This is a genomic window from Brevibacillus sp. AG (genome assembly GCF_028369215.1).
Lineage (GTDB): Bacteria > Bacillota > Bacilli > Brevibacillales > Brevibacillaceae > Brevibacillus > Brevibacillus porteri.
Genome location: NZ_JAQMYO010000023.1, coordinates 18,954 through 40,972 on the forward strand (window position 1 = coordinate 18,954; position 22,019 = coordinate 40,972).

Sequence of the window (22,019 nt, forward strand, 5' to 3'; positions counted from 1 at the left end):
GATGATTTATTTATCCCCATGCGTAAAGACAACCTCAATGCGGAAGCGATTGTGCGACCTCAACTGACGTTTTGGCAAGAAGCTTGGCTTCGTCTGAGAGGAAACAAGCTGGCCCTGATGGGATTGGTAGTTATTATCTTGCTTGGGGTTATGGCTACGATTGGACCGATGATCTCTGGTCATGAATACGCCAAACAGTCGATTATTATGAAAAACAAACCGCCATCGGAAGCGAATTGGTTTGGTACTGATGATTTTGGCCGTGATGTGTTCACACGTGTTTGGTATGGTGCTCGCATTTCTCTGTTTGTCGGTTTGACAGCAGCTCTTATCGATTTTTTCATTGGTGTCTTGTATGGAGGAATTGCCGGATATTTGGGTGGGCGAATCGATAATATCATGATGCGCTTCGTCGACATATTGTACGGCCTTCCTTATTTGTTGGTTGTGATTTTGCTGATGGTCGTCATGGGACCCGGACTTTTAACCATTATTATCGCATTAAGTGCGACAGGCTGGATCGGGATGGCCCGGACTGTGCGTGGTCAGGTCCTGCAAATGAAAAACTCGGAGTACGTACTAGCGGCAAAAACAATGGGGGCAAAGCCTTTCTACATCATTCGCAAGCACCTGCTGCCCAACACAATTGGCATCATCATTGTCTATGTCACGTTATCTGTTCCATCTGCGATTTTTTCAGAGGCGTTTCTGAGCTTCCTCGGTCTCGGTATTCAGGCGCCAATGGCTAGCTGGGGTGTGATGGCGAACGATGGACTCCCCACCATTTTGTCCGGTCATTGGTGGCGGCTCTTTTTCCCTGCTTTCTTAATCTCGCTGACGATGCTCGCATTCAACGTGCTCGGTGATGGCTTGCGCGATGCGTTCGATCCGAAGTCAAGGAGGTAGGCAACATGGATAAAACGGAAAAGCTGCTGGAAGTCAGTGGGCTTCGGGTCACATTCAAGACGCATGGCGGTGAAGTGAACGCGGTTCGGGACGTGAACTTTACCTTGAACAAAGGGGAGACACTGGCGATTGTTGGTGAATCCGGATGTGGGAAAAGCGTGACTGCAAGGAGCATCATGCGTCTGATCCCAGAGCATATCGGAAAAATCGCAGGTGGAAGTATTCATTTTAAAGGGCAGGATCTGGCAAAGCTGCCGGAAAAGCAAATGCGTGAGCTGCGTGGGAAAGAAATCTCCATGATCTTTCAAGATGCGATGACGTCGCTCAACCCGACCATCACCATTGGTGAACAGATTATGGAAGGAATCATTCGCCATCAAAAGGTCGCCAGTAGCGAAGCCAAGCGGCAAGCAATTGAAATTCTCACCTTGGTAGGGATCGCCAATCCAGAAAGTCGTCTCAAGCAGTACCTCCATCAGTTCAGTGGCGGGATGCGCCAACGGATCATGATTGCGATTGCGCTTGTCTGTAAGCCGTCCATTTTGATTGCGGATGAGCCTACGACAGCGTTGGATGTAACGATTCAGGCGCAAATCATCGAGCTGTTCAAAAGCATTCAGCAAAAGACGGGAGTCTCGATCATTATTATCACGCATGATTTGGGAGTCGTCGCCAAGATTGCGGATCGGGTCAATGTCATGTATGCCGGAAAAGTGGTAGAGTCCGGTCCTGTTCGCGACATTTTTTACAATCCACAGCATCCATACACCAAAGGTTTGCTGGCGTCGATGCCTCGTTTGGATGCGGATCGCTCTATTCCGTTGAGCCCCATACCTGGAACACCTCCAGATTTGTTTCGTCCGCCAATTGGCTGTGCATTCGCTGCGCGTTGTGACTATGCGTTGGAAGTATGTCGGAATTACCAGCCTGCGGAGACCCATGTCCATAGCAAACACGCGGTTTCTTGTTGGTTGCAGGACCCACGGGCGAAGAAGTTGCTGGCGTCGATGCAACCGCCAACGGGGACCTGATTCATAGTTTTGGAGGGCAGTGCTTTCGTGTAAAAGAGGGTGTCGTCTGACGGCGCTATCCTTTTACGTCATACAATAACAAATAAATAAGGGGGAAGAAACAGTGAAAAAACTATCAACATTGTTGCTGACGGCTACGCTGGGTGTGTCCATGCTCATGGCTGGATGTACATCGGGTCAACCAGCTGCACCGAGTGAGCCTGCACCAGGCAACACGGCTCAGCCAAACGCTCCGACGCCGGGCGATCAAGCGGCAAAGCTCCTCTTGCTGAATAATATCAAGGAACCGACGTCATTGGACCCGCCGATTGGTTTCGATGAGCCGTCCTATAACATTTTGAACAACTTGATGGAAGGTTTGACCCGCCTGGACGAAAATCAAAAGCCTCAACCAGCGGCCGCTTCCGAATGGACAATCTCCGAGGATGGAAAAACCTACACCTTTACCCTGCGTGACAACAAATGGTCCAATGGTGAATCGGTAAAGGCTCAGGACTTCGAATTCGCGTGGAAACGCATGCTTGATCCTGCCCTGGCATCTCCGGCAGCATCCCTCGCGTACATTATTGAGGGTGCGGAGGCATATAACAGCGGGAAAGGACCGGCGGATGGCGTAAAAGTAAAAGCCGTGGATGACAAGACACTAGAGGTTGTGCTCGCTCAACCAGCTTCTTGGACGCTCCTGTTGGCATCCAACCCAGCTTTCTTCCCTGTACACAAAGCAACAGTAGAAAAAGATCCGAAATGGGCAGCAGAAGCAGCAAGCTTTGTCGGAAACGGACCTTTCAAGCTGACAGAGTGGGCTCATGACAGTGAACTGAAAATCATGAAGAGCGATACCTACTGGGATGCAGCCAACGTAACTCTTCCTGGTGCCGTTTGGAAAATGATTGATGACGAGAATACCGAGTATCAAATGTTTACAAACGAAGAGCTGCACAGAACAACAACCGTTCCTGCAGACATGGCGGACCAATTGTTCAAAGAAGGCAAAGTATTCGTGCGTGACGGAGCAGGTACAGAGTTCTATCGTTTTAACGTAACGAAGGAGCCATTTGATAACGCCAATATTCGCAAAGCCTTTAGCTTGGCGATTGACCGTAAGACACTGGTCGACCTGGTGCTGATGCGTCAGCAAAAACCGGGAACAGGCTTCGTATCTTTTGGTTTGCCTGATGCCAACGGTGAAGGACAATTCCGTGAAGTGGGCGGAGAACTGGTAAACTTCAACCCAGAAGAAGCGAAGAAGCTCCTGGAACAAGGAATGAAAGAAAAAGGCTACACAAAGCTGCCAGAGGTTACTCTCACGTACCGCAGCGGAACGGCTAACGAAAAAACGGCACAAGCCGCACAAGAAATGTGGAAGCAAACATTGGGCGTTGATGTGAAGCTGCAAAAGGTAGAAGGAAAAGTTTTGACCGATATGCAAAAGCAATTGCAGTATCAAATTGCTCGTTCTTCCTGGTTGCCTGACTTCGGTGATGCGATCAACTTCCTCGACATTTTCCAATCGAAGGCAGCAAGCAATCGTACGGGTTGGAGCAATGCGCAATTCGACAAGCTGATCCAAGACGCATACAAAGAGCCAGACGATGCAAAACGTCTGAAGCTGCTGCATGATGCAGAAAAACTCTTGTTGGATGAAGCGCCAATCGCACCGCTGTATTTCTACAACACTTCCTTGCTCTCAAGCGACAAGGTGAGTGGGGTACAAAGCTCTTCACTTAGCTACACAGACCTGAGAAAAGCTGTCGTGAAGTAACAAGAGTGAGTTGGGAGAAGTCATTTCAGGCGGCTGGAATGACTCTCCCCCCTTTTTTGCTAGAATTTTTAATAGTGCTATAATTTAGTATGTCTATTAGAAAAAACAGTTAAAGAAAGCACAAGTGCTGGAGAAGATGGAGGAAAACATGATTATTCAAGCCATCGAAGTAAAACGAATATCTGTTCCTTTGAAAAAGCCTTTTAAAACGGCTTTACGTACGGTGCATAGCTTGGAATCGATTCTGGTGAAAATCACCTGCGACAACGGTATGGTCGGGTGGGGCGAAGCTTCGGCTACTGTCGTCATTACCGGAGACAGCATCGAGAGCATCGAGTCGGCGATTATGAACACGATGAGACCTCAGCTCATCGGTTTGAATTTGCTTGCCTATGAACGAGTTTTCCAAACCTTGCATCAATCCATGGTAGGGAATACGAGTGCGAAGGCAGCAGTAGACATTGCATTGTACGACCTCATTTCTCAGCGCGCAGGAATGCCGTTGTATCAATTCCTGGGTGGCTACCGTGACCAATTGGAGACGGACTATACCGTCAGCGTAAACTCCCCGAAAGAAATGGGCGAGGATGCGGCTGCCTATCTCAAGCAAGGCTTCAACGTACTGAAAATCAAAGTCGGCAAGGACAATATCGAGGATGACATTTTGCGCATCCAGGAAATTCGCAAATCCGTGGGCAATCAGGTGAAGATTCGTCTTGATGCCAACCAGGGATGGAATGTAAAAGAAGCGGTGCAATCCATTCGAAAAATGGAGGACATGGGTCTTGGCATCGAACTCATTGAGCAGCCTGTAAAAGCGCATGATCTGGAAGGCTTGAAGCGGGTAACAGATTCGGTTGATACGCCAATCATGGCTGACGAGAGTGTGTTTTCACCAGCGCAGGCCCTGCAGGTTTTGCAAAACCGTGCGGCTGACATGATTAATATCAAGCTGATGAAAGCTGGCGGCATTTACAAAGCACAATTAATCAACCAATTGGCTGAAGAGTACGGTATTCCATGCATGGTTGGCAGCATGATCGAATCACGTCTGGCTGTATCAGCAGCAGCACATTTTGCAGCCAGTAAGAAGAACATCACCCGCTTTGATTTCGATGCTCCGTTGATGCTTTTGCACGATGGCATAGAAGGTGGCGTAACGTACGAGGGCCGCGTGATGCGCATGCCAGAAGAGTCTGGTCTCGGTATTCGTTCCGTCAGCCTGTGGGAGGGGGAGAACTAAGATGAAATCTGCCATTGTTTCTGTCTCTGTTGCCACTGTGTGGACCAAGCCGGAGTCACCGCGTGATATTGACCAAGTAGCACTCCAATCCCCGGTAGATGTACGAAGCTGGCTCGCTTCCCTTACTGTGGAGGAGAAGCTTGGTTTTTACGACCAAAACGCGATTCAAACTCAAGCGCTGTACGGTACGCGTGTGGAGGTAGTCGAGGAGCAAGGGGAATGGTCACAAATTCTGATTCCTGATCAGACTACGAACAAAAACACAACAGGCTATCCGGGCTGGATGCCGTCTCGCCAGCTAGCACCGTGGTCAGATGCTTTTGAGGTACAGCAAGGCCAAAAGCTGGCGATGGTCACGGCGGCGTTTACCCGTCTACATACACCTGATCAAAAGCCAGACATGGAGCTTGCCTTCTTGACCAAACTACCGCTAATCGAGGAAATCGCGGACTGGGTAACGGTAGCAACACCGAACGGCACAGGACTTTTGCCAAAAGCAGACGTCCAAATCGTGAAAGCAAACGAGCCCATCGAGCTTTCCGGTAATCGTGGAGAGGCAATCGTAGAAGCGGGTAAGCGATTCCTCAATCTGCATTATTTATGGGGCGGCATGTCCTCTTACGGGTATGACTGCTCAGGATTTGCGTACAACATGCACCGTTCTGTCGGTCTCCAGATTCCGCGTGATGCATCTGATCAGGCAAAAGCCGGACAGCTTGTGGAAAAAGAAGCTTTGCTTCCAGGCGATTTGTTGTTTTTTGCCCATGAAGAAGGGAAAGGTAGAGTCCATCACGTGGGCATTTACATGGGCAATGGCGAAATGATTCATTCTCCGGATTCGAGAAGTGCCATCGAGATCGTCAAGCTAGATGGCTACAAGCTCGAAAAGGAACATTGCGTCTCCAGACGATACTGGTAAACGGATAACGGGGAGGAGTGGCCAGATGGAACGAAAGAAGCTGGTTCAGGTAAAGAACCTGACAAAAACCTTTACGTTGGGTAAAGGGCTCTCACTTACGGCAGCGGACAATGTTTCCTTCGATATATACGAGGGGGAAACGTTTGGACTGGTAGGGGAATCTGGCTGCGGCAAATCGACCACAGGCCGTACAATCATCGGATTGTATCAACCGACGACAGGTGAGGTCATTTTTGACGGGCAAAACGTCCATCAGGCATCATCTGCTGTGCGGAGTAAGCTGACACGCCAAATGCAAATGATTTTTCAGGACCCGTATGCTTCTCTGAACCCCCGAATGAACATTGCGGAAATCATATCGGAGGGCCTGTATCTGAACGGGCTATATAAAGGGAAGGAACGGATGAACCGTGTGATTGAGCTGTTGGAGATGGTTGGTTTGCAGAGAGAGCATGCCAACCGTTTCCCGCACGAGTTCAGTGGTGGTCAGCGACAGCGGATTGGGATTGCCCGTGCGCTTGCCGTGAATCCACCATTCATCATTGCCGATGAGCCGATTTCTGCACTCGATGTTTCGGTTCAGGCACAGGTCGTTAATTTAATGAAGAAATTGCAGCAGGAACAAAAGCTGACGTATTTGTTTATCGCGCATGATTTGGCGATGGTCAAGCACATCAGTGACCGTATTGGCGTCATGTATTTGGGTAATATGGTCGAGTTGAGTGCCAGTGAAATTCTCTACGAATCACCGAAGCACCCTTACACGCAGGCGTTGTTGTCGGCCATTCCTGTCCGCGATCCCGACTTGGAGAAAAGCCGTGAGCGCACCATTATCGAAGGTGACGTTCCCAGCCCAATCAATCCACCTAGCGGCTGTGTGTTCCGTACACGTTGTCCGGTAGCCAAAGCAGTATGCGCCGAAAAGAAGCCTATCTGGCAGGAAGTAGACATCAACCACTTCGTCGCCTGTCACTTGTATCAATAGTCTTCTATTTTATCAGAAGATTCGACATTGTCTTTTTGCCATCCTTGATTAATGGGGATGGCTTTTTCTACATAAACTTTTAACTTTAACCTATGAAAGGGCTTTCATCAACTATTCGGAGAGGAGAACTGTTAATATTCTGTTAACTGGCAGGAATCGAACAGGTTTTGTCGAAATACGGATACAGTAAAACATTCCGTGACTCACCTACTTCATCGTGAACTTCATTCCAGAGAAGTGAGGGTTGCATATGACTCTGAGTACCTCCTCGTTCCATTCAACTCCCCGTCGCTGGCGGGAAGTGGAGACACAGTTGGGAATTGTTGTCCCTAGATCGCTTCGATCGGACACTTCTGCTCTACTGTTTTTGGAAAGCGTCGCTGCAACACCCATGTTGGACAAAGAAGAAGAGCTTGCTTGCCTGATTCGCTATCAAAGGGATGGCGATCTTGAAGCACGTGAAACGATTGTGCGCGCCTATTTACGATACGTAGTTAGTACCGCTTTGCGCCATTTGAAAAGAGGGATGCCGTTCCTGGATTTGATTCAGGAGGGCACGATAGGTTTGTTTACCGCGATTGACAAATTTGATGTGGGACGTGGCGTGCGTCTCTATCATTACTCACACTGGTGGATCTCTCAGGCGATCACCCGTGCCATCAACGACAAAGCAACTTTGATTCGCATTCCTGTCCACATGCATGAGCAGATTCGCCAGTATCAGAAGCAAGTACTACATCTCGTTCATGCTTTGAATCGTACGCCTGATCGGCAGGAGATTGCCGTACTCTTGGATATCCCACTAGAAAAGGTGGATGCCATCGAACTGGCTTTAATGATGAAGATGGAATCCATCGACGCTGAGCTGGATAGTGAGAAATGGCAGGCTTGGCATGAAGACGAGAGCTTGAGCTACGCAGAAATCATGGATGATGGGTTGTCCTCTCTGGACGACTGGATTGAAAAGGTAGACCTTCGCTCGCAGATGCGTGCAGCGTTGGAGCGACTTAGTCCCCGGGCCCAAGAAATTATCTCTATGCGTTATGGTCTCTATGATGATCAAGTGTATACGCTGGAGGAAGTGGGGAAAATGTTTGGTCTTACCCGCGAGCGTATTCGCCAAATTGAAGCGACGACGATTGACCGATTGCGAACGCAAAAAGCTTCACACGTATTAAAAGATTATTTAACCTAACATAGGATTTGATATTTCAGCCCCTCTTTATACAGAGGGGTTTTTTCTGTCAGAAATGGTCGAATTCACAAAGTGTCAGACTCACAGTGGGAGAAGCGTAGTCTTTTTCTCCTTGTGGTAAACTGGTAAGATAGCTTCATGATTTTTTCACTATGTAAAGAGGTAGTTTGAAAAGGAGGATCGCTACATGGGCGATTATATGATAAGAGCAACTGGTTTTAATGGGCATGTTCGTGCATTTGCCGCACGCACGACAGAATCTGTCGAAGATATGCGTCGTCGTCACGACATGTGGAATACAGCGACAGCAGCAGCGGGACGTACGCTGACCATTACCTTGATGATGGGGGCTATGCTAAAAGGAAACGAGAGCCTCTATGTCAAAGTAAAAGGAGGCGGACCAATCGGGCAGATCATCGCGGAAGCAAACGCACATGGTGAAGGAATCGCTTATGTATCCAACCCTCAGGTCCACTTTGAGCTAAACGATAAAGGCAAGCTCGATGTAGCGCGTGCAGTGGGAACAGACGGGTTTGTGTACGTAACGAAAGATCTCGGTCTCAAGGAGCCGTATCAAGGCAGTGCGCCGATCGTCTCTGGTGAGATTGGGGAAGACTTCACTTATTATTTTGTGATGTCCGAGCAAACGCCTTCAGCAGTAGGTGTGGGTGTACTGGTTAATCCTGAGGACCGTTCTGTTTTGGCTGCGGGTGGATTCATTCTTCAGCTGTTGCCGAATACGCCAGAAGAGGTTGTAGCAGCAATTGAAGAACGTTTGGGGCAGCTTCCGCAGGTTTCTCGCATGATTGGCGAAGGATTGACTCCGGAAGAGATTTTGGCCCGCGTATTGGATGAGCCAAAAATCCTGAGCCGCACGGAGATTCAATTTAGCTGCAAATGTACAGCGGATAAGGTGGTTCAGGCACTGATCAGCATGGGACGCGAAGAAATGGAAGGTCTGATTGAAGAACTGGGCGAAGCAGAAGTACACTGTCATTTCTGTAATGAACGTTACCATTATGACAGATCCGCGTTGGAAGACATCCTGAAAGACATGTAAGCGCGGCGTCAAGTAGGGGAGTGTTGGCATGACCAACGTAAAAGGGTTGTGGGCATTCATTGGGGCGCTTGTATTGTTGCTGCTTGCCGTTACCTGGGCATGGTACCAGGCATCAGGCAAGCTGCAGCCTGCCGCCATCGTAGGGGATAAGACGATTAGCAACGATGAGTATGTAACGGCGCTGAAGCAAAAGTTCGGTAAGCAAGTGCTAAACGACATGATTAATCGGGAAGTCGTTTTTCAAGAGGCGAAGCGATCCGGCATTACGGTTGATCAGAAACAGCTGGAGCAAGAGCTTTCCCAGATTCGCGACAGTTATGGCAGTCGGACAGACAGCGAGTTTGAGGCTGCGCTGTTAAAACAAGCGGGAACGACCGTGGAAGCCCTCAAGCAGGAGATTTCTTACCAAATCCTGCTGCAAACCTTGGCAACGAAGGACATGACCATCGAGGATGAAGAAGTGCTAAACGTCTACAATAGCCGATCTGACCGCTATACCCGACCGATGCAGATGCGTTTAGGACAAATCGTCGTGGCGTCACAAAAAGAAGCGGAACAAGTTTTGGCTGATTTAAAAAACGGGGCCGGCTTTCAGACGATTGCCAAAGAACGTTCGATTGATGCGGATACAGCTGTGAACGGCGGCGATGTAGGCTGGGTTTCCATTAAGGATAATCGATTGCCTGACGAGGCGAAGCCCATCGTAGAAATGCTGGAGAAAGACAAATATAGCGAAGCGATCAAAATAGAAGATCAATACGTCATTTACCAACTGACAGAGCGCAGGGAAGCCAGTCAACGAACATTTGAAGAAGTAAAAGATGAGTTACGCCGAGAGATCGCATTTGCCCAGGTCGAGTCATTGGATGTCGTGCTGGAGCGGTTGCGAACATCGGTAGGGGTCCAGATTTCTGGGCAAATGCCTCATTGACCAAATAGGCTACCGTTGATATAATTATGTCAATAAATCCTAGCGTTTTACTCGGTTATTAAAAATAGGAGGGGCAGAACATATGCGCGTGGCTAATTCCATTACCGATTTGATTGGATTTACTCCGCTTGTGAAGCTGAATCGTGTTGTCACCGAAGATATTGCAGACATTTACTTGAAGCTGGAGTTCTTCAACCCGGGCAGCAGTGTAAAAGACCGAATTGCGTTGTCGATGATTGAGGCAGCAGAGGCAGATGGAAGTCTGAAACCGGGTGATACTATCATTGAACCTACGAGCGGAAATACCGGTATTGGACTCGCGATGGTTGCTGCTGCAAAAGGATATCGTGCTATTCTGGTCATGCCAGAGACGATGAGTATGGAGCGACGCAACCTGTTGCGTGCGTATGGTGCGGAGTTGGTTCTCACACCAGGCAGCGAAGGGATGGGCGGAGCGATTCGCAAAGCGGAAGAGCTGGCGAAAGAAGATAGCTCGTATTTCATTCCGCAACAATTTAAAAACCTGGCAAACCCAGCCATTCACCGTGAGACAACTGCGCGTGAGCTGTTGGACCAAGCGAAGGAAATCGGCGGCGTAGATGCGTTTATTTCCGGTATTGGTACAGGCGGAACGATTACGGGTGTAGGTCAGGTTCTTCGTGAACACTATCCGAATGTTCAAATCGTGGCTGTTGAGCCTGCTGCTTCGCCAGTTTTGTCTGGCGGCAAACCAGGTCCACATAAGATCCAAGGTATCGGGGCTGGCTTTGTCCCGGATATTCTCGATACACAAATTTACGACGAAATCATTAAAGTAGAAAACGAGGACGCTTTTGAAACCGCGCGTCGTGTTGCTCGTCAGGAAGGTATTCTCGGCGGGATTTCTTCTGGAGCAGCGATCCATGCGGCTCTGCAAGTAGCTGCGAAGCTCGGCAAAGGCAAAAAAGTGATCGTTGTCATTCCTTCGAATGGTGAGCGCTATTTGTCCACGCCTCTGTATCAGTTCGAAGACTAATGGTAAAAAGATACCGCAAGACCATGGAGCGCCACGTTGGCGACGTGGTCTTTTCTTTTTGTGTCAGGCAACTATATAATGAACGGATAAATTGTGAAAACCGGAGCGTGAAGAGGAAGAATGTTCCCTACCTTTGCTGATTGTCAGACGTATGCCTTATCTTATCCGTTGGTTCCCCTTGCCCTGCGTAAACCGTGGTCTTCAACGATTGATCCGTGGCAGGTGCTCACAAAGCTACAGCCTTCTCTGCAAAATGCTGTCCTGTTGGAAAGTGGACGAGCTGGGCGGTATACCTTTTTGGCATATGAGCCTATCGCTACGCTGCGCAGTCAGCGAGGAGAAACCATCGTTTCGTACCCAGAAGGGAAAATGGAGAGCATAGAGACTCACAACCCATTGAATGCTTTACGAGAGCTGCTCTCTCGTTACCGTACGCCGATGCTTCCAAGTATGCCAGATTTTGCTGGAGGCGCCGTAGGCTATATTAGCTATGAGATGAACCGCTTTTTTGAGCCTAGCTTGCCACAGATAGCGACTGACGACTTACAGTTGCCAGACCTGTATGTTATGATAATGCAAGACCTTCTTGTCTTTGATCATGAGACCCGAGAGATCATTTGCCTGACGCATTTGCGCGCGGACAATTTGACCGAAGAGAGCTATCGACAAGCAGCACTCCACCTGGAAAAACGCATGGACTTGATTGCTTCATTGGCAATGGATCGCGATGAGACAGATTGGGAGGCTTTGCGCAAAAGACCGCTTGCCAAGCTAGTGCCAGCGTCCGTATCCTTTGCCAAAAACCAATTCGAGGATGCCGTTCGTCGGGTGCAGGAGTACATCGCCCAAGGGGATGTTTTTCAGGTCAATCTGTCGGTACGGCAAAGCAAGCCGGTGCAGGTGACAGCCCCAGAAGTGTACGATGTGCTTCGCAAGCTGAATCCCTCTCCTTATATGGGCTATCTGAGCTTCCCTGAATTTCAATTTGTTAGTGCCTCGCCAGAGCTACTTGTAAAGGTAAAAGGCAAGGAAGTGCATACGCGTCCAATCGCCGGCACACGTCCTCGTGGATTAACGGACGAGCAAGACGATGCATTGGCACGTGAGCTGATTGATAATGAAAAGGAACGCGCAGAGCATGTCATGCTGGTTGATTTGGAACGCAATGACATGGGCCGTGTCTGTCGCTTTGGCAGTGTAGAGGTCAGCGAATTCATGGTCGTGGAGAAATATTCCCACGTCATGCATATCGTCTCTCACGTCAAAGGAGAGCTGGCAGCAGGCAAGGATGCGCTTGATGCGATCGAAGCGACTTTTCCGGGAGGGACGATCACCGGAGCGCCAAAAGTTCGCACGATGGAAATCATCGAGGAACTGGAGCCCGTCAAGCGAGGCGTCTATACGGGATCAATCGGCTGGTTTGGCTTCAATGGTGATATCGAGGTCAACATTGCCATCCGTACCATGGTGATCAAGGATGGCGTAGCTCATGTGCAGGCTGGAGCGGGTATCGTGATTGACTCGGTTCCAGAGGCCGAGTATGCCGAGTCATTGAAAAAGGCAGAAGCGTTGTGGAAAGCGCTTGAGTTGAGCGAGCAGAGAACGATGAGTTGAGAGGAGATGAGTGTACGATGATATTGATGATTGATAACTACGATTCCTTTACCTACAATTTGGTGCAGTATGTGGGAGAGCTTGGGGAAGAGCTGCAAGTGTATCGCAATGACAAAATTACACTGGAAGAAATCGAACGGTTGGCACCGGATTATTTGATGGTGTCTCCAGGACCGTGCACGCCAAATGAAGCGGGGATCAGCATGGATGCGATCCGCCATTTTGCCGGAAAAATTCCGATTTTGGGTGTTTGTTTGGGCCATCAGTCCATTGGGCAAGTGTTTGGCGGAAAAGTCATTCGGGCCGAGCGCTTGATGCATGGAAAAACGTCGGAAGTTTTCCATGATGGCAAAACCATCTTTCAGGACATCCCTTCCCCGTTTACGGCGGCACGCTACCATTCCTTGATTATTGAGGAAGCGTCCATTCCGAGTGAGCTGGAAGTAACCGCACGGACAGCGGAAGGTGAAATTATGGCTGTGCGCCATCGGGAGTTCCCAATCGAAGGCGTCCAGTTCCACCCTGAATCGATTATTACGGAGCACGGCAAGCAATTGCTGAAGAACTTCCTTACCGCATACGCGCGCCAAACGACAGGTTAACGCATAGATACGACAGGAAAACCGCCTTTTTTCGAGGGCGGTTTTTTGTGTTCATCGACAATTGTAAATCTATCTTTACTGTTTCCATAAACTTCTTAACATTCTCCACGTCATTTCTCAATATTGGAAGATTACAATCAAGCTGAAATTAAACAATAATTCATTTCTTAGGAGGTACATGATGTTTCGTACATTCCCCAAAAAACTCGTTCCAGTAGCAGTAATCTCCTCGCTGGCTTTTACAGCGTTTTTCGGTCCTACTACAGGTCTTGTAAAAGCAGCAGAAAATAATAACAACGCAAAAGTGAAAAATGTAATCTTCTTGATCGGTGACGGCATGGGTACTGCTTACACAACCGCACATCGTTACATGAAGGACGACCCTTCGACCCCATTGATGGAGCCAACAGAATTCGATAAATATTTGGTCGGTGCACAAATGACTTACGCAGAAGACCACAAGCAAAACATTACAGACTCCGCTTCTGCTGCTACGGCGATGTCTTCTGGTAAAAAGACATACAATAATGCGATTGCGGTAGACAACGACAAATCAGAAGTAGAGACCGTACTCGAGCGTGCGAAAAAAGTAGGCAAATCTACTGGCTTGGTAGCTACCTCCGAAATTACTCATGCTACACCTGCTTCTTATGGTGCCCATGACGAAAGCCGCAAGAATATGGATGCGATTGCAAATGACTACTATGATTTGAAAATTAACGGCGAGCATTCTATTGATGTGATGCTTGGCGGTGGCTTGAAAAACTTCGTTCGTAAAGATCGTGACCTGACGAAAGAGTTTAAGAAAGATGGCTTCAGCTACGTTACTTCGAAGAGCGAACTATTGGACGACAAAAACGGCAAAATTCTCGGATTGTTTGCAGATGGCGGAATGGATAAAATGATCGACCGCTCCAAGGAAACACCTTCCCTGGAAGAAATGACAAATGCTGCGATTGATCGTCTGAGCAAGGACAAGGATGGATTCTTCCTGATGGTAGAAGGAAGCCAAATTGACTGGGCTGGACATGACAACGATATTGTTGGTGCAATGAGCGAGATGGAAGATTTCGAGCGAGCTTTCAAAGCAGCGATTGATTTCGCGAAGAAAGATGGCCATACGCTGGTTATCGCCACTGCTGACCACTCCACAGGTGGATTGTCCGTAGCGGCTAAGGATGAATACAACTTCTTGGTAGAGCCAATTAAAGCAGTGAAACGTACGCCTGATTTCATTTCGACTGAAATTGCAAAAGGTGCAAATGTAGAAGAAACACTCAAGAAGTACATTGACCTGGAGCTGACCCCGCAAGAAATCGCATCTGTGAAGAAAGCTGCTGAAACGAAAGACCAAGTGAAAATTGATAATGCCATCGAAGCGATTATCGATATTCGTTCCTTTACAGGTTGGACAACCGGTGGACACACAGGCGAGGATGTAAACGTCTATGCGTATGGCCCTGGAAAAGAGAAAGTGTCTGGATTGATCGACAACACAAAAAATGCGGATGTTATCTTTGAAATCTTGGGTGGGAAAAAGTAAGCGAGAGTAAGCTTTCGTGAAAAATTGGCTACCATGCTTCTGTGGTAGCCTTTTTCGCTTGCGGCTGGGAGTAGATCGGATGCTTTATGCACATCCTTTGAAGAGACTGGGTATTTGACAGGAAAAGGAGTGTTGCCAGCAATGCTGTCGAGCATCGGTATTCCCGGATTGATTTTGCTCTTGATCATCTCCTTGTTGCTTTTTGGACCGAAGAAGCTGCCGGAGATTGGTCGTGCAGTCGGACAGACTTTGAATGAGTTTAAGCTGTCGATGAAAGATTTGACGCCGGATGAAGAGGAGAAAAAGATGTGATATGATGCTCTCGACTATATTATCGGGAGAGAGCGCAGATGCACGTTTATGTTAACGGGACGATTTGTCCGGCTCACGAGGCTACAGTATCGGTATTGGACCACGGGTTTTTGTACGGTATTGGTTTCTTTGAAACGTTACGTGTATACGACCGCAAGCTATTTTTATGGGATGCTCATTACGCCCGGCTTTGTTCCGGGCTTTTTGCGTTGCAGATTCAACCTGCTTGGACAAAGGAAGAGCTGGCTGAAACCATCTTAATGACCATAGATGCCAACGAGTTGCGTGATGCTTACGTCCGCTTGAGTATTACGGCTGGCGCAGAAGGAGTGGGCTTGGTAGCAGGGGAGTACGAGCGTCCTTCCTTATTCGTATTTGCCAAACCCGTAGCACCTCTAGCGGTACCTCCTCCGTCAAAACGATTGCAGACATTGGCGTTGGCTAGGCAGACAGCAGAAGGCCACCAGCGCTTTAAATCGCACAATTACTTAAACAATGCTCTTGCTCGCCAAGAACTCGGTGCCCGTCCTGATGTGGAAGGTCTATTTTTGACGCATGATGGCTTCGTGGCGGAAGGAATTGTGAGCAATGTGTTCTGGGTCAAAAACGGCCAGTTGTTTACTCCTTCTATTGATACGGGCATTCTTGATGGAGTGACGCGGCGACATGTTTTGACTTTGGCACAGCAATTATCGATGCCTGTCGAAGAAGGGCGATATCGCTTGGAAGATCTGCTCAACGCCGATGAAGTCTTTACGACAAATTCCGTGCAAGAGATCGTTCCGATTACCGAAATTGACGGGCATTGCGTCCCTTCGACATATAGTACATATTCGTGCGAACTGCACCGCGCCTACCGTCAGTCTGTAGCGGCTAGCGAGTAAATTATGGTATGCTACTATTCAATGTGCGAAGACGGGAAAAGGGAGTTTGATCATGAAATACAATTCATTTCGAATCCATGCTGCGACCTTCGCTGAGATGGTATCGGAGCTTGTCAAAAGGGGTGTTCCTGTTCCAGAAGCCGAACGCATGGCGGAAGCGGGGACGAGCCTGAACATTCACACGGAAAACATGAGTGTGGCAACAGCACAGAGTGTGAGAGAGATTATGCACTCTTTCGATGCGGAAGCCATTATTTCAGACCAACCAGGTACTGCCGACAAAAAATACGTGCTGCTGTTGGCTTCACAAAAGAAGATAGATTTGGCGTTGGAGCATATGAAAACCCAAACAGAAGAACTACGAGCGTTGGCGGCAGAGGTACGGGAAGTTTTAGCTATGCCTGCCAAGCTTCGTGCGCGCCGCGAGCTGAACTGTGGCCAGTATGTCCTGCCACTGGGAGAGCGTACGCTAGTCATGGGCATTTTGAATGTGACACCTGATTCATTCTCGGATGGCGGTCGCTATGTCGATGTAGACGCAGCACTGGCACAAGCACGTGTGATGGTTGAGGCTGGAGCGGACCTGATTGATATCGGGGGAGAATCGACACGTCCGGGCTCGGAAGCAGTCGATGAGGCGACGGAGCTGGATAGAGTGCTGCCAGTCATTCGGACACTTTCGCAGGAATTGTCTGTTCCGCTGTCTATTGACACATACAAAGCGGCGGTTGCAGAACGGGCTATTTTGGAAGGGGCACATATCATTAATGATGTATGGGGAGCGAAGCGTGACCCGCGGATGGCAGAGGTAGCTGCTCGTCTCGACGTGCCCATTATCCTGATGCACAATCGCGAAGACACGGACTATCACGACTTTTTCCCAAACTATATCGAAGACCTGCGTGAGTCCGTACAGATCGCTTTGCAGGCAGGGGTAAAACAGGAGCGAATCATCCTTGATCCGGGGATCGGATTTGTAAGGACTGTCGAGCAAAATCTCGAAACGATGCGCAGGCTGGATGATCTGGTAGGGCTGGGCTATCCTGTTCTACTTGCCACTTCACGCAAGCGGATGATCGGTCATGTTCTCGATTTGCCGGTAGATGAACGTGTCGAAGGTACCGCAGCGACAGTTGCCCTCGGGGCGGCAAAAGGCTGCCATATGGTACGGGTGCATGATGTCAAAGAAATGAAGAGAGTTACGAAGATGATGGACGCGATGCTAAAAGGGGGCTTTAACCTTGGATAAAATCTACTTCAATGGCATGTCTTTTTACGGATATCACGGTGTGTTTGGAGCAGAGGCTGAGCTGGGCCAACGGTTTTATGTCGATCTGGAGCTATCGCTCGATTTATCCAAAGCTGGAGCTAGTGACAATCTTCACGATACAGTCAATTACGCCGATATCTTTACTTGTGTGCAAAAAATTGTCGAGGGTGAACGGTTTCACCTGGTAGAAAAACTGACCGCTGTGATAGCAGAACGTCTACTTACGCAATTCCCTTTGCATGAAGTCAAAGCAAAAGTGACCAAGCCGAATCCGCCGATCAATGGGCATTATGAGTCGGTTGCGATTGAGATGATCCGTAGAAGAGAGGATTTTGCTTCATGACAGTTTGTGCGTATTTGGCGCTAGGCTCCAATCTCGGGGATCGGGCACAAAACTTGCGCCTGGCGATACAGAGATTGAACGAGCAACCTGGAATTCGCGTGCTTCGTGTCTCCTCTGTTTATGAGACCGATCCATTTGGTTACGTCGAACAAGACGCATTTCTGAATATGGCGATCGCTGTGGAAACAGAACAGACCCCGGATCAGCTGCTAGATACGGCTTTGTCAGTAGAGCGAGAGCTGGGTCGTGTCCGAACAGTTCGATGGGGTCCGCGCACGATTGATATTGACCTACTGTTGTACGGGACATCTCGTGTTTCGCAAGACAATCTCATGATTCCTCATCCTGGGCTGAGCGAGCGTGCTTTTGTACTCGTGCCGCTTCGAGACGTTTGGGAAGGCGGCGTTTTACCTGAGCATAACCAGACCATTGATCATTATCTTTCCTTATTGGTAGAGGATCACAAGGGGGTACGTGAGTGGGGAGCAATCAATTGGGAAATCGAATCCGGTCCTTCCGAAAGCTAAAAGGGTATACGCAACAGTCCCTTTCGGACAAGATGGGAGTGTCACTGTCGTTTGTTGGATCACTAGAGAGAGGAACTCGTACGCCAACAGAGCCTGTATTACGGAAGATCGCCAGCACTTTACAGGTAGACTACGATGAATTATGTGCTATAAATAAGTGATGTAATGAAGTTTGGATAGGATTGTCCTCTCCAAGACCCCGACTAAGCGGGAATAAGGAGGCGAAAATAGATGAAAATCGGCAATATCGAATTAAAAAACAACGTAGTTCTTGCTCCAATGGCAGGTGTCTGTAATCCTGCTTTTCGTCTGATTGCAAAGGAGTTCGGTACTGGATTGGTTTGCGCCGAGATGGTAAGCGACAAGGGCATCGTGCACGGAAACAAAAAAACGATAGACATGCTGTTTGTCGACGAACGCGAAAAACCACTAAGTTTGCAGATTTTTGGTGGAGACAAGGAAACCTTGGTGAGTGCGGCGAAATATGTAGACCAGCATACGAATGCGGATATCATTGATATCAACATGGGCTGTCCTGTGCCGAAAATTACGAGCTGTGATGCAGGTGCGCGTCTGTTACTCGATCCAGATAAAATTTACGAAGTCGTATCTGCTGTGGTCGATGCGGTCGACAAGCCGGTTACCGTGAAAATGAGATTAGGCTGGGACGAAGATCATCTGTACGTACTGGATAACGCCAAGGCAGTAGAACGTGCAGGCGGCAAAGCGGTTGCTGTTCATGGACGCACCCGCGTACAAATGTATAAGGGGCAAGCTGACTGGGAATGGATCCGTCGCGTGAAGGAAACCGTTTCGATTCCGGTGATCGGAAACGGGGATGTGGCTACTCCTGAGGATGCGAGACGCATGCTGGATACAACGGGCTGCGATGGTGTTATGATTGGACGTGCTGCGCTCGGAAATCCGTGGATGCTGTATCGCACCATTCAATACCTGACGACGGGCGAGCTTGGTCCGGAGCCAACCGCACGTGAAAAGATGGATATTTGTTTCTTGCATGCAGAGCGTTTAATCGCGCTGAAGGGTCCGAGAGTGGGAGTCCTTGAGATGCGCAAGCACGCGGCGTATTACTTGAAAGGCTTGAAGGGCTCGACGCACACGAAAAATCTCGTGAATGCGGTTGAGACAGAAGAGGAGCTTCGTCGCGTCCTCATGAACTATGTCGACTGGATCGAAAACTACGCCGATGACAGTGAAGAGCCGCTGGAAACAGCGCGTGATGAGGCTGTCAGCTACTAAAATTGGTGGTTCATTCCAGACATTGACAAGGGTTCCTTCATATCCTATAATACTCCGTAATATTGGGAGCCGAGCTGCCAGTCCACACTGGCAGCTTTACCTTTGAACCTCACAGACGATTGCATTCTGCTGTATATTGTATAGAACATCTACATATAATCCTTTGTACTTTACCCAGTATAAATGGAATCATTTTTTAAAACGGGGGAATTGAACCATGTCTGAAAAAGAAGTCATCCTTACACCAGAAGGTTTAACAAAGCTGGAACAAGAGCTTGAAGATTTGAAAACGGTTAAACGCAAGGAAGTAGCTGCTCGTATTAAAGAAGCGATTAGCTTTGGAGATATCAGTGAGAACTCTGAATACGAAGAAGCAAAGAATGAGCAAGCGTTCATTGAAGGCCGCATTCTGACCCTGGAAAAAATGCTGCGCAATGCCCGTATCATCACAAATGAAGATGTAGATACAGGTGTTGTAAGCGTTGGTTCCCGCGTGAAGCTGAAAGATCTCGAGTTCGGTGATGTTATGGATTACACGATTGTAGGTTCTGCTGAATCCGATCCGATGAACAACAAGATTTCCAACGAGTCCCCGGTAGGTCAAGCGCTCCTCGGCAAAGCAAAAGGCGCGATTGTTGACGTTAACGTACCGGCAGGAGTCATTCAGTACGAGATTCTTGATATTAACCTGTAAGCAGTCGATCTATGGCGTACCTTTTGCGAGGTACGCCGTATCGCTATTATAAAAGTCTGTACAAAATTGTTAATGCAGGTATTTTCTAGAGGAGTGAGTGAAATGGCAAACGAGCAAGACCTACAGCAAGAAGAACAGCAACAGGAAGGGCTCCACGAGCTTCTTCAAGTGCGTCACGACAAAATGAATCAATTGCGTGAGTGGGGCTTTGATCCGTTCGGTAAAAAATTCGAGCAAACGCATCACGCTGCAGATATAACGAAAGCTTTTAGCGAAAAGAGCAAGGAAGAGCTGGAAACGGAAGAGAACGTGGTTACGATCGCAGGCCGCTTGATGGCGAAACGTGGAATGGGTAAGGCGAGCTTTGCTCAACTGCTGGATCGTTCCGGTCAGATTCAAATCTACGTCCGTCAGGATACTGTTGGCGAAGAGCTGAGCAAAGTATTTGATTTGGCTGATATCGGTGACATGGTCGGTGTAACTGGTGTTGTTTTCAAAACAAAAACCGGCGAGCTCAGTGTAAAAGCAAAGGAACTGACCTACCTGACCAAATCACTGCGTCCACTGCCTGAGAAATACCATGGCCTCAAAGATATCGAGACTCGCTACCGTAAGCGTTACGTGGACTTGATTGTGAATCCAGAGGTTCGTGATACGTTCATTACTCGTAGCCGTATTCTGACTTCGATGCGTCGTTATTTGGACAACCTTGGCTATCTGGAAGTAGAAACACCTACACTCCATGCGATTGCTGGTGGTGCATCTGCTCGTCCATTTATCACGCACCACAATGCATTGGATATGCAGCTGTATATGCGTATTGCAATTGAGCTGCACTTGAAACGTCTGATTGTCGGTGGCCTGGAAAAGGTGTATGAGATCGGTCGCGTATACCGCAACGAAGGGATCTCTACTCGTCACAACCCTGAGTTCACGATGATTGAGCTGTACGAAGCGTATGCTGACTACCAGGATATCATGAGCCTGACTGAAGAAATGGTTGCTCATATCGCACAGGAAGTATTGGGCACCATGAAGATTCAGTACCAAGGCAATGAGATTGACCTGACACCAAAATGGCGTCGTGTACACATGGTAGATTTGATTAAGGAAAATCTTGGCGTCGATTTCTGGAAGGAAATGAGCGACGATGAAGCGCGTGCTTTGGCAAAAGAGCATGGCGTATCCGTTGAGCCTCACCATACGTTCGGGCATGTAGTGAATGAATTCTTTGAGCAAAAGCTGGAGCATACGTTGATTCAGCCTACCTTTGTTTACGGTCATCCTGTGGCGATTTCGCCATTGGCGAAGAAAAATGACCAGGATCCGCGATTCACGGATCGTTTTGAGTTGTTTATCGTAGCTCGTGAGCATGCCAATGCATTTACTGAGCTCAACGATCCAATTGACCAGCGTGAACGCTTTGAAGCACAGCTCTTGGAAAAAGAAGCTGGTAACGACGAAGCGCATGATATGGACGATGATTTCATTGAAGCGCTTGAGTACGGTATGCCGCCAACCGGAGGATTAGGAATCGGAATTGACCGTCTGGTAATGCTGTTGACCAACTCTCCTTCTATTCGCGACGTACTGCTGTTCCCTCATATGCGTAACCGCGACTAGTCTTTCTGAATAGAACCATCTGAGAAAAACTCAGGTGGTTTTATTTTTTTACTTGCACTTAAAAAGGTTAAGTGTTATATTAATATCTGTTCTTCTTTTTTACTTAATCGATCACAAAAAATGATGTGAAAATAGTTCTTGCTTTTCCTTTAAGGTATGTGGTAGATTAATGAGGTCGCTGAAAAACACGTTAAAAAAACTTGTTGACACGACCTGGACAACCTGATAAGATGAAGTGGTTGTTGCGAAAAAATGCTCTTTGAAAACTGAACAGCGAAAGCGTTAATGAGTCTATCATTG

Annotated in this window: 22 protein-coding genes; all 22 read left to right on the plus strand. The window is 48.3% G+C overall.

Going from position 1 to position 22,019, the window contains the following annotated elements; all coding sequences use genetic code 11:
• The first annotated feature begins 18 nt into the window (after positions 1 to 18).
• Complete coding sequence (locus tag POF51_RS31115) at positions 19 to 906, plus strand: ABC transporter permease (RefSeq protein WP_371736826.1); 888 nt, start codon at positions 19 to 21, stop codon at positions 904 to 906.
• A 5-nt stretch (positions 907 to 911) separates the two neighbouring features.
• Positions 912 to 1,937 (plus strand): ABC transporter ATP-binding protein, encoded by a 1,026-nt coding sequence (locus POF51_RS31120; protein WP_069852998.1) that lies wholly within the window; start codon positions 912 to 914, stop codon positions 1,935 to 1,937.
• A gap of 103 nt (positions 1,938 to 2,040) precedes the next feature.
• The gene (locus POF51_RS31125; protein ID WP_069852996.1) at positions 2,041 to 3,699 is read left to right on the plus strand and encodes a peptide ABC transporter substrate-binding protein; all 1,659 of its coding nucleotides are present in this window, start codon (positions 2,041 to 2,043) and stop codon (positions 3,697 to 3,699) included.
• Between the two features lie 148 nt (positions 3,700 to 3,847).
• Positions 3,848 to 4,942: a dipeptide epimerase gene (locus POF51_RS31130; protein WP_106835731.1), complete on the plus strand. Its 1,095-nt coding sequence runs from the start codon at positions 3,848 to 3,850 to the stop codon at positions 4,940 to 4,942.
• Between the two features lies 1 nt (position 4,943).
• Positions 4,944 to 5,861 carry a C40 family peptidase gene (locus POF51_RS31135; protein WP_069852991.1) on the plus strand — a complete coding sequence of 306 codons (918 nt, stop codon included), beginning with the start codon at positions 4,944 to 4,946 and terminating at the stop codon, positions 5,859 to 5,861.
• A 25-nt stretch (positions 5,862 to 5,886) separates the two neighbouring features.
• The gene (locus POF51_RS31140) at positions 5,887 to 6,846 is read left to right on the plus strand and encodes an ABC transporter ATP-binding protein (protein ID WP_271756718.1); all 960 of its coding nucleotides are present in this window, start codon (positions 5,887 to 5,889) and stop codon (positions 6,844 to 6,846) included.
• Between the two features lie 250 nt (positions 6,847 to 7,096).
• Positions 7,097 to 8,041 carry a sigma-70 family RNA polymerase sigma factor gene (locus POF51_RS31145; RefSeq protein ID WP_017247006.1) on the plus strand — a complete coding sequence of 315 codons (945 nt, stop codon included), beginning with the start codon at positions 7,097 to 7,099 and terminating at the stop codon, positions 8,039 to 8,041.
• A gap of 187 nt (positions 8,042 to 8,228) precedes the next feature.
• Positions 8,229 to 9,101 (plus strand): Hsp33 family molecular chaperone HslO, encoded by an 873-nt coding sequence (hslO, locus tag POF51_RS31150; protein WP_017247007.1) that lies wholly within the window; start codon positions 8,229 to 8,231, stop codon positions 9,099 to 9,101.
• A gap of 28 nt (positions 9,102 to 9,129) precedes the next feature.
• Positions 9,130 to 10,032: a peptidyl-prolyl cis-trans isomerase gene (locus tag POF51_RS31155; protein WP_069852987.1), complete on the plus strand. Its 903-nt coding sequence runs from the start codon at positions 9,130 to 9,132 to the stop codon at positions 10,030 to 10,032.
• An 82-nt stretch (positions 10,033 to 10,114) separates the two neighbouring features.
• On the plus strand, positions 10,115 to 11,047 hold the full coding sequence (gene cysK, locus POF51_RS31160) for a cysteine synthase A (protein WP_017247009.1): 933 nt from the start codon (positions 10,115 to 10,117) through the stop codon (positions 11,045 to 11,047).
• Between the two features lie 120 nt (positions 11,048 to 11,167).
• Positions 11,168 to 12,661, plus strand: a complete 1,494-nt coding sequence (locus POF51_RS31165; RefSeq protein WP_069852984.1) for an anthranilate synthase component I family protein — start codon at positions 11,168 to 11,170, stop codon at positions 12,659 to 12,661.
• A 17-nt stretch (positions 12,662 to 12,678) separates the two neighbouring features.
• The gene (gene pabA, locus POF51_RS31170; protein ID WP_017247011.1) at positions 12,679 to 13,263 is read left to right on the plus strand and encodes an aminodeoxychorismate/anthranilate synthase component II; all 585 of its coding nucleotides are present in this window, start codon (positions 12,679 to 12,681) and stop codon (positions 13,261 to 13,263) included.
• Positions 13,264 to 13,444: 181 nt separating this feature from the next.
• Complete coding sequence (locus POF51_RS31175; RefSeq protein WP_069852982.1) at positions 13,445 to 14,806, plus strand: alkaline phosphatase; 1,362 nt, start codon at positions 13,445 to 13,447, stop codon at positions 14,804 to 14,806.
• A 141-nt stretch (positions 14,807 to 14,947) separates the two neighbouring features.
• Entirely contained in the window at positions 14,948 to 15,118 is a 171-nt protein-coding gene (tatA, locus tag POF51_RS31180; protein WP_012683944.1) for a twin-arginine translocase TatA/TatE family subunit, read from the plus strand.
• Positions 15,119 to 15,156: 38 nt separating this feature from the next.
• Positions 15,157 to 16,002 carry an aminodeoxychorismate lyase gene (pabC, locus tag POF51_RS31185; RefSeq protein ID WP_069852979.1) on the plus strand — a complete coding sequence of 282 codons (846 nt, stop codon included), beginning with the start codon at positions 15,157 to 15,159 and terminating at the stop codon, positions 16,000 to 16,002.
• 52 nt (positions 16,003 to 16,054) lie between these two features.
• On the plus strand, positions 16,055 to 17,251 hold the full coding sequence (gene folP, locus POF51_RS31190; protein ID WP_170831642.1) for a dihydropteroate synthase: 1,197 nt from the start codon (positions 16,055 to 16,057) through the stop codon (positions 17,249 to 17,251).
• The gene (gene folB, locus POF51_RS31195) at positions 17,244 to 17,615 is read left to right on the plus strand and encodes a dihydroneopterin aldolase (RefSeq protein ID WP_069852977.1); all 372 of its coding nucleotides are present in this window, start codon (positions 17,244 to 17,246) and stop codon (positions 17,613 to 17,615) included. Before folP ends, folB begins: the two co-directional genes overlap by 8 nt.
• Positions 17,612 to 18,142, plus strand: a complete 531-nt coding sequence (gene folK, locus POF51_RS31200; RefSeq protein WP_069852974.1) for a 2-amino-4-hydroxy-6-hydroxymethyldihydropteridine diphosphokinase — start codon at positions 17,612 to 17,614, stop codon at positions 18,140 to 18,142. Before folB ends, folK begins: the two co-directional genes overlap by 4 nt.
• Positions 18,094 to 18,303, plus strand: coding sequence for a helix-turn-helix domain-containing protein (locus tag POF51_RS31205; protein WP_012683949.1), 210 nt, complete (start codon positions 18,094 to 18,096; stop codon positions 18,301 to 18,303). Before folK ends, POF51_RS31205 begins: the two co-directional genes overlap by 49 nt.
• A 70-nt stretch (positions 18,304 to 18,373) precedes the next feature.
• Positions 18,374 to 19,402, plus strand: a complete 1,029-nt coding sequence (gene dusB, locus POF51_RS31210; RefSeq protein ID WP_069852971.1) for a tRNA dihydrouridine synthase DusB — start codon at positions 18,374 to 18,376, stop codon at positions 19,400 to 19,402.
• 217 nt (positions 19,403 to 19,619) lie between these two features.
• Complete coding sequence (greA, locus tag POF51_RS31215) at positions 19,620 to 20,096, plus strand: transcription elongation factor GreA (RefSeq protein WP_007725265.1); 477 nt, start codon at positions 19,620 to 19,622, stop codon at positions 20,094 to 20,096.
• A 102-nt stretch (positions 20,097 to 20,198) separates the two neighbouring features.
• On the plus strand, positions 20,199 to 21,719 hold the full coding sequence (lysS, locus tag POF51_RS31220) for a lysine--tRNA ligase (RefSeq protein ID WP_069852969.1): 1,521 nt from the start codon (positions 20,199 to 20,201) through the stop codon (positions 21,717 to 21,719).
• The last annotated feature ends 300 nt before the right edge of the window (positions 21,720 to 22,019 follow it).

Excerpts from the sequence above, each read along its gene's own strand:
- pabC (WP_069852979.1), top strand. The coding sequence starts at position 15,157 with ATGCACGTTTATGTTAACGGGACGATTTGTCCGGCTCACGAGGCTACA.
- greA (WP_007725265.1), top strand. The coding sequence starts at position 19,620 with ATGTCTGAAAAAGAAGTCATCCTTACACCAGAAGGTTTAACAAAGCTG.
- POF51_RS31120 (WP_069852998.1), top strand. The coding sequence starts at position 912 with ATGGATAAAACGGAAAAGCTGCTGGAAGTCAGTGGGCTTCGGGTCACA.
- pabA (WP_017247011.1), top strand. The coding sequence starts at position 12,679 with ATGATATTGATGATTGATAACTACGATTCCTTTACCTACAATTTGGTG.
- POF51_RS31140 (WP_271756718.1), top strand. The coding sequence starts at position 5,887 with ATGGAACGAAAGAAGCTGGTTCAGGTAAAGAACCTGACAAAAACCTTT.
- folP (WP_170831642.1), top strand. The coding sequence starts at position 16,055 with ATGAAATACAATTCATTTCGAATCCATGCTGCGACCTTCGCTGAGATG.
- hslO (WP_017247007.1), top strand. The coding sequence starts at position 8,229 with ATGGGCGATTATATGATAAGAGCAACTGGTTTTAATGGGCATGTTCGT.
- POF51_RS31130 (WP_106835731.1), top strand. The coding sequence starts at position 3,848 with ATGATTATTCAAGCCATCGAAGTAAAACGAATATCTGTTCCTTTGAAA.
- lysS (WP_069852969.1), top strand. The coding sequence starts at position 20,199 with ATGGCAAACGAGCAAGACCTACAGCAAGAAGAACAGCAACAGGAAGGG.
- POF51_RS31175 (WP_069852982.1), top strand. The coding sequence starts at position 13,445 with ATGTTTCGTACATTCCCCAAAAAACTCGTTCCAGTAGCAGTAATCTCC.
- tatA (WP_012683944.1), top strand. The coding sequence starts at position 14,948 with ATGCTGTCGAGCATCGGTATTCCCGGATTGATTTTGCTCTTGATCATC.
- POF51_RS31135 (WP_069852991.1), top strand. The coding sequence starts at position 4,944 with ATGAAATCTGCCATTGTTTCTGTCTCTGTTGCCACTGTGTGGACCAAG.
- POF51_RS31165 (WP_069852984.1), top strand. The coding sequence starts at position 11,168 with ATGTTCCCTACCTTTGCTGATTGTCAGACGTATGCCTTATCTTATCCG.
- dusB (WP_069852971.1), top strand. The coding sequence starts at position 18,374 with ATGAAAATCGGCAATATCGAATTAAAAAACAACGTAGTTCTTGCTCCA.
- folK (WP_069852974.1), top strand. The coding sequence starts at position 17,612 with ATGACAGTTTGTGCGTATTTGGCGCTAGGCTCCAATCTCGGGGATCGG.
- POF51_RS31155 (WP_069852987.1), top strand. The coding sequence starts at position 9,130 with ATGACCAACGTAAAAGGGTTGTGGGCATTCATTGGGGCGCTTGTATTG.
- POF51_RS31115 (WP_371736826.1), top strand. The coding sequence starts at position 19 with ATGCGTAAAGACAACCTCAATGCGGAAGCGATTGTGCGACCTCAACTG.
- POF51_RS31145 (WP_017247006.1), top strand. The coding sequence starts at position 7,097 with ATGACTCTGAGTACCTCCTCGTTCCATTCAACTCCCCGTCGCTGGCGG.
- cysK (WP_017247009.1), top strand. The coding sequence starts at position 10,115 with ATGCGCGTGGCTAATTCCATTACCGATTTGATTGGATTTACTCCGCTT.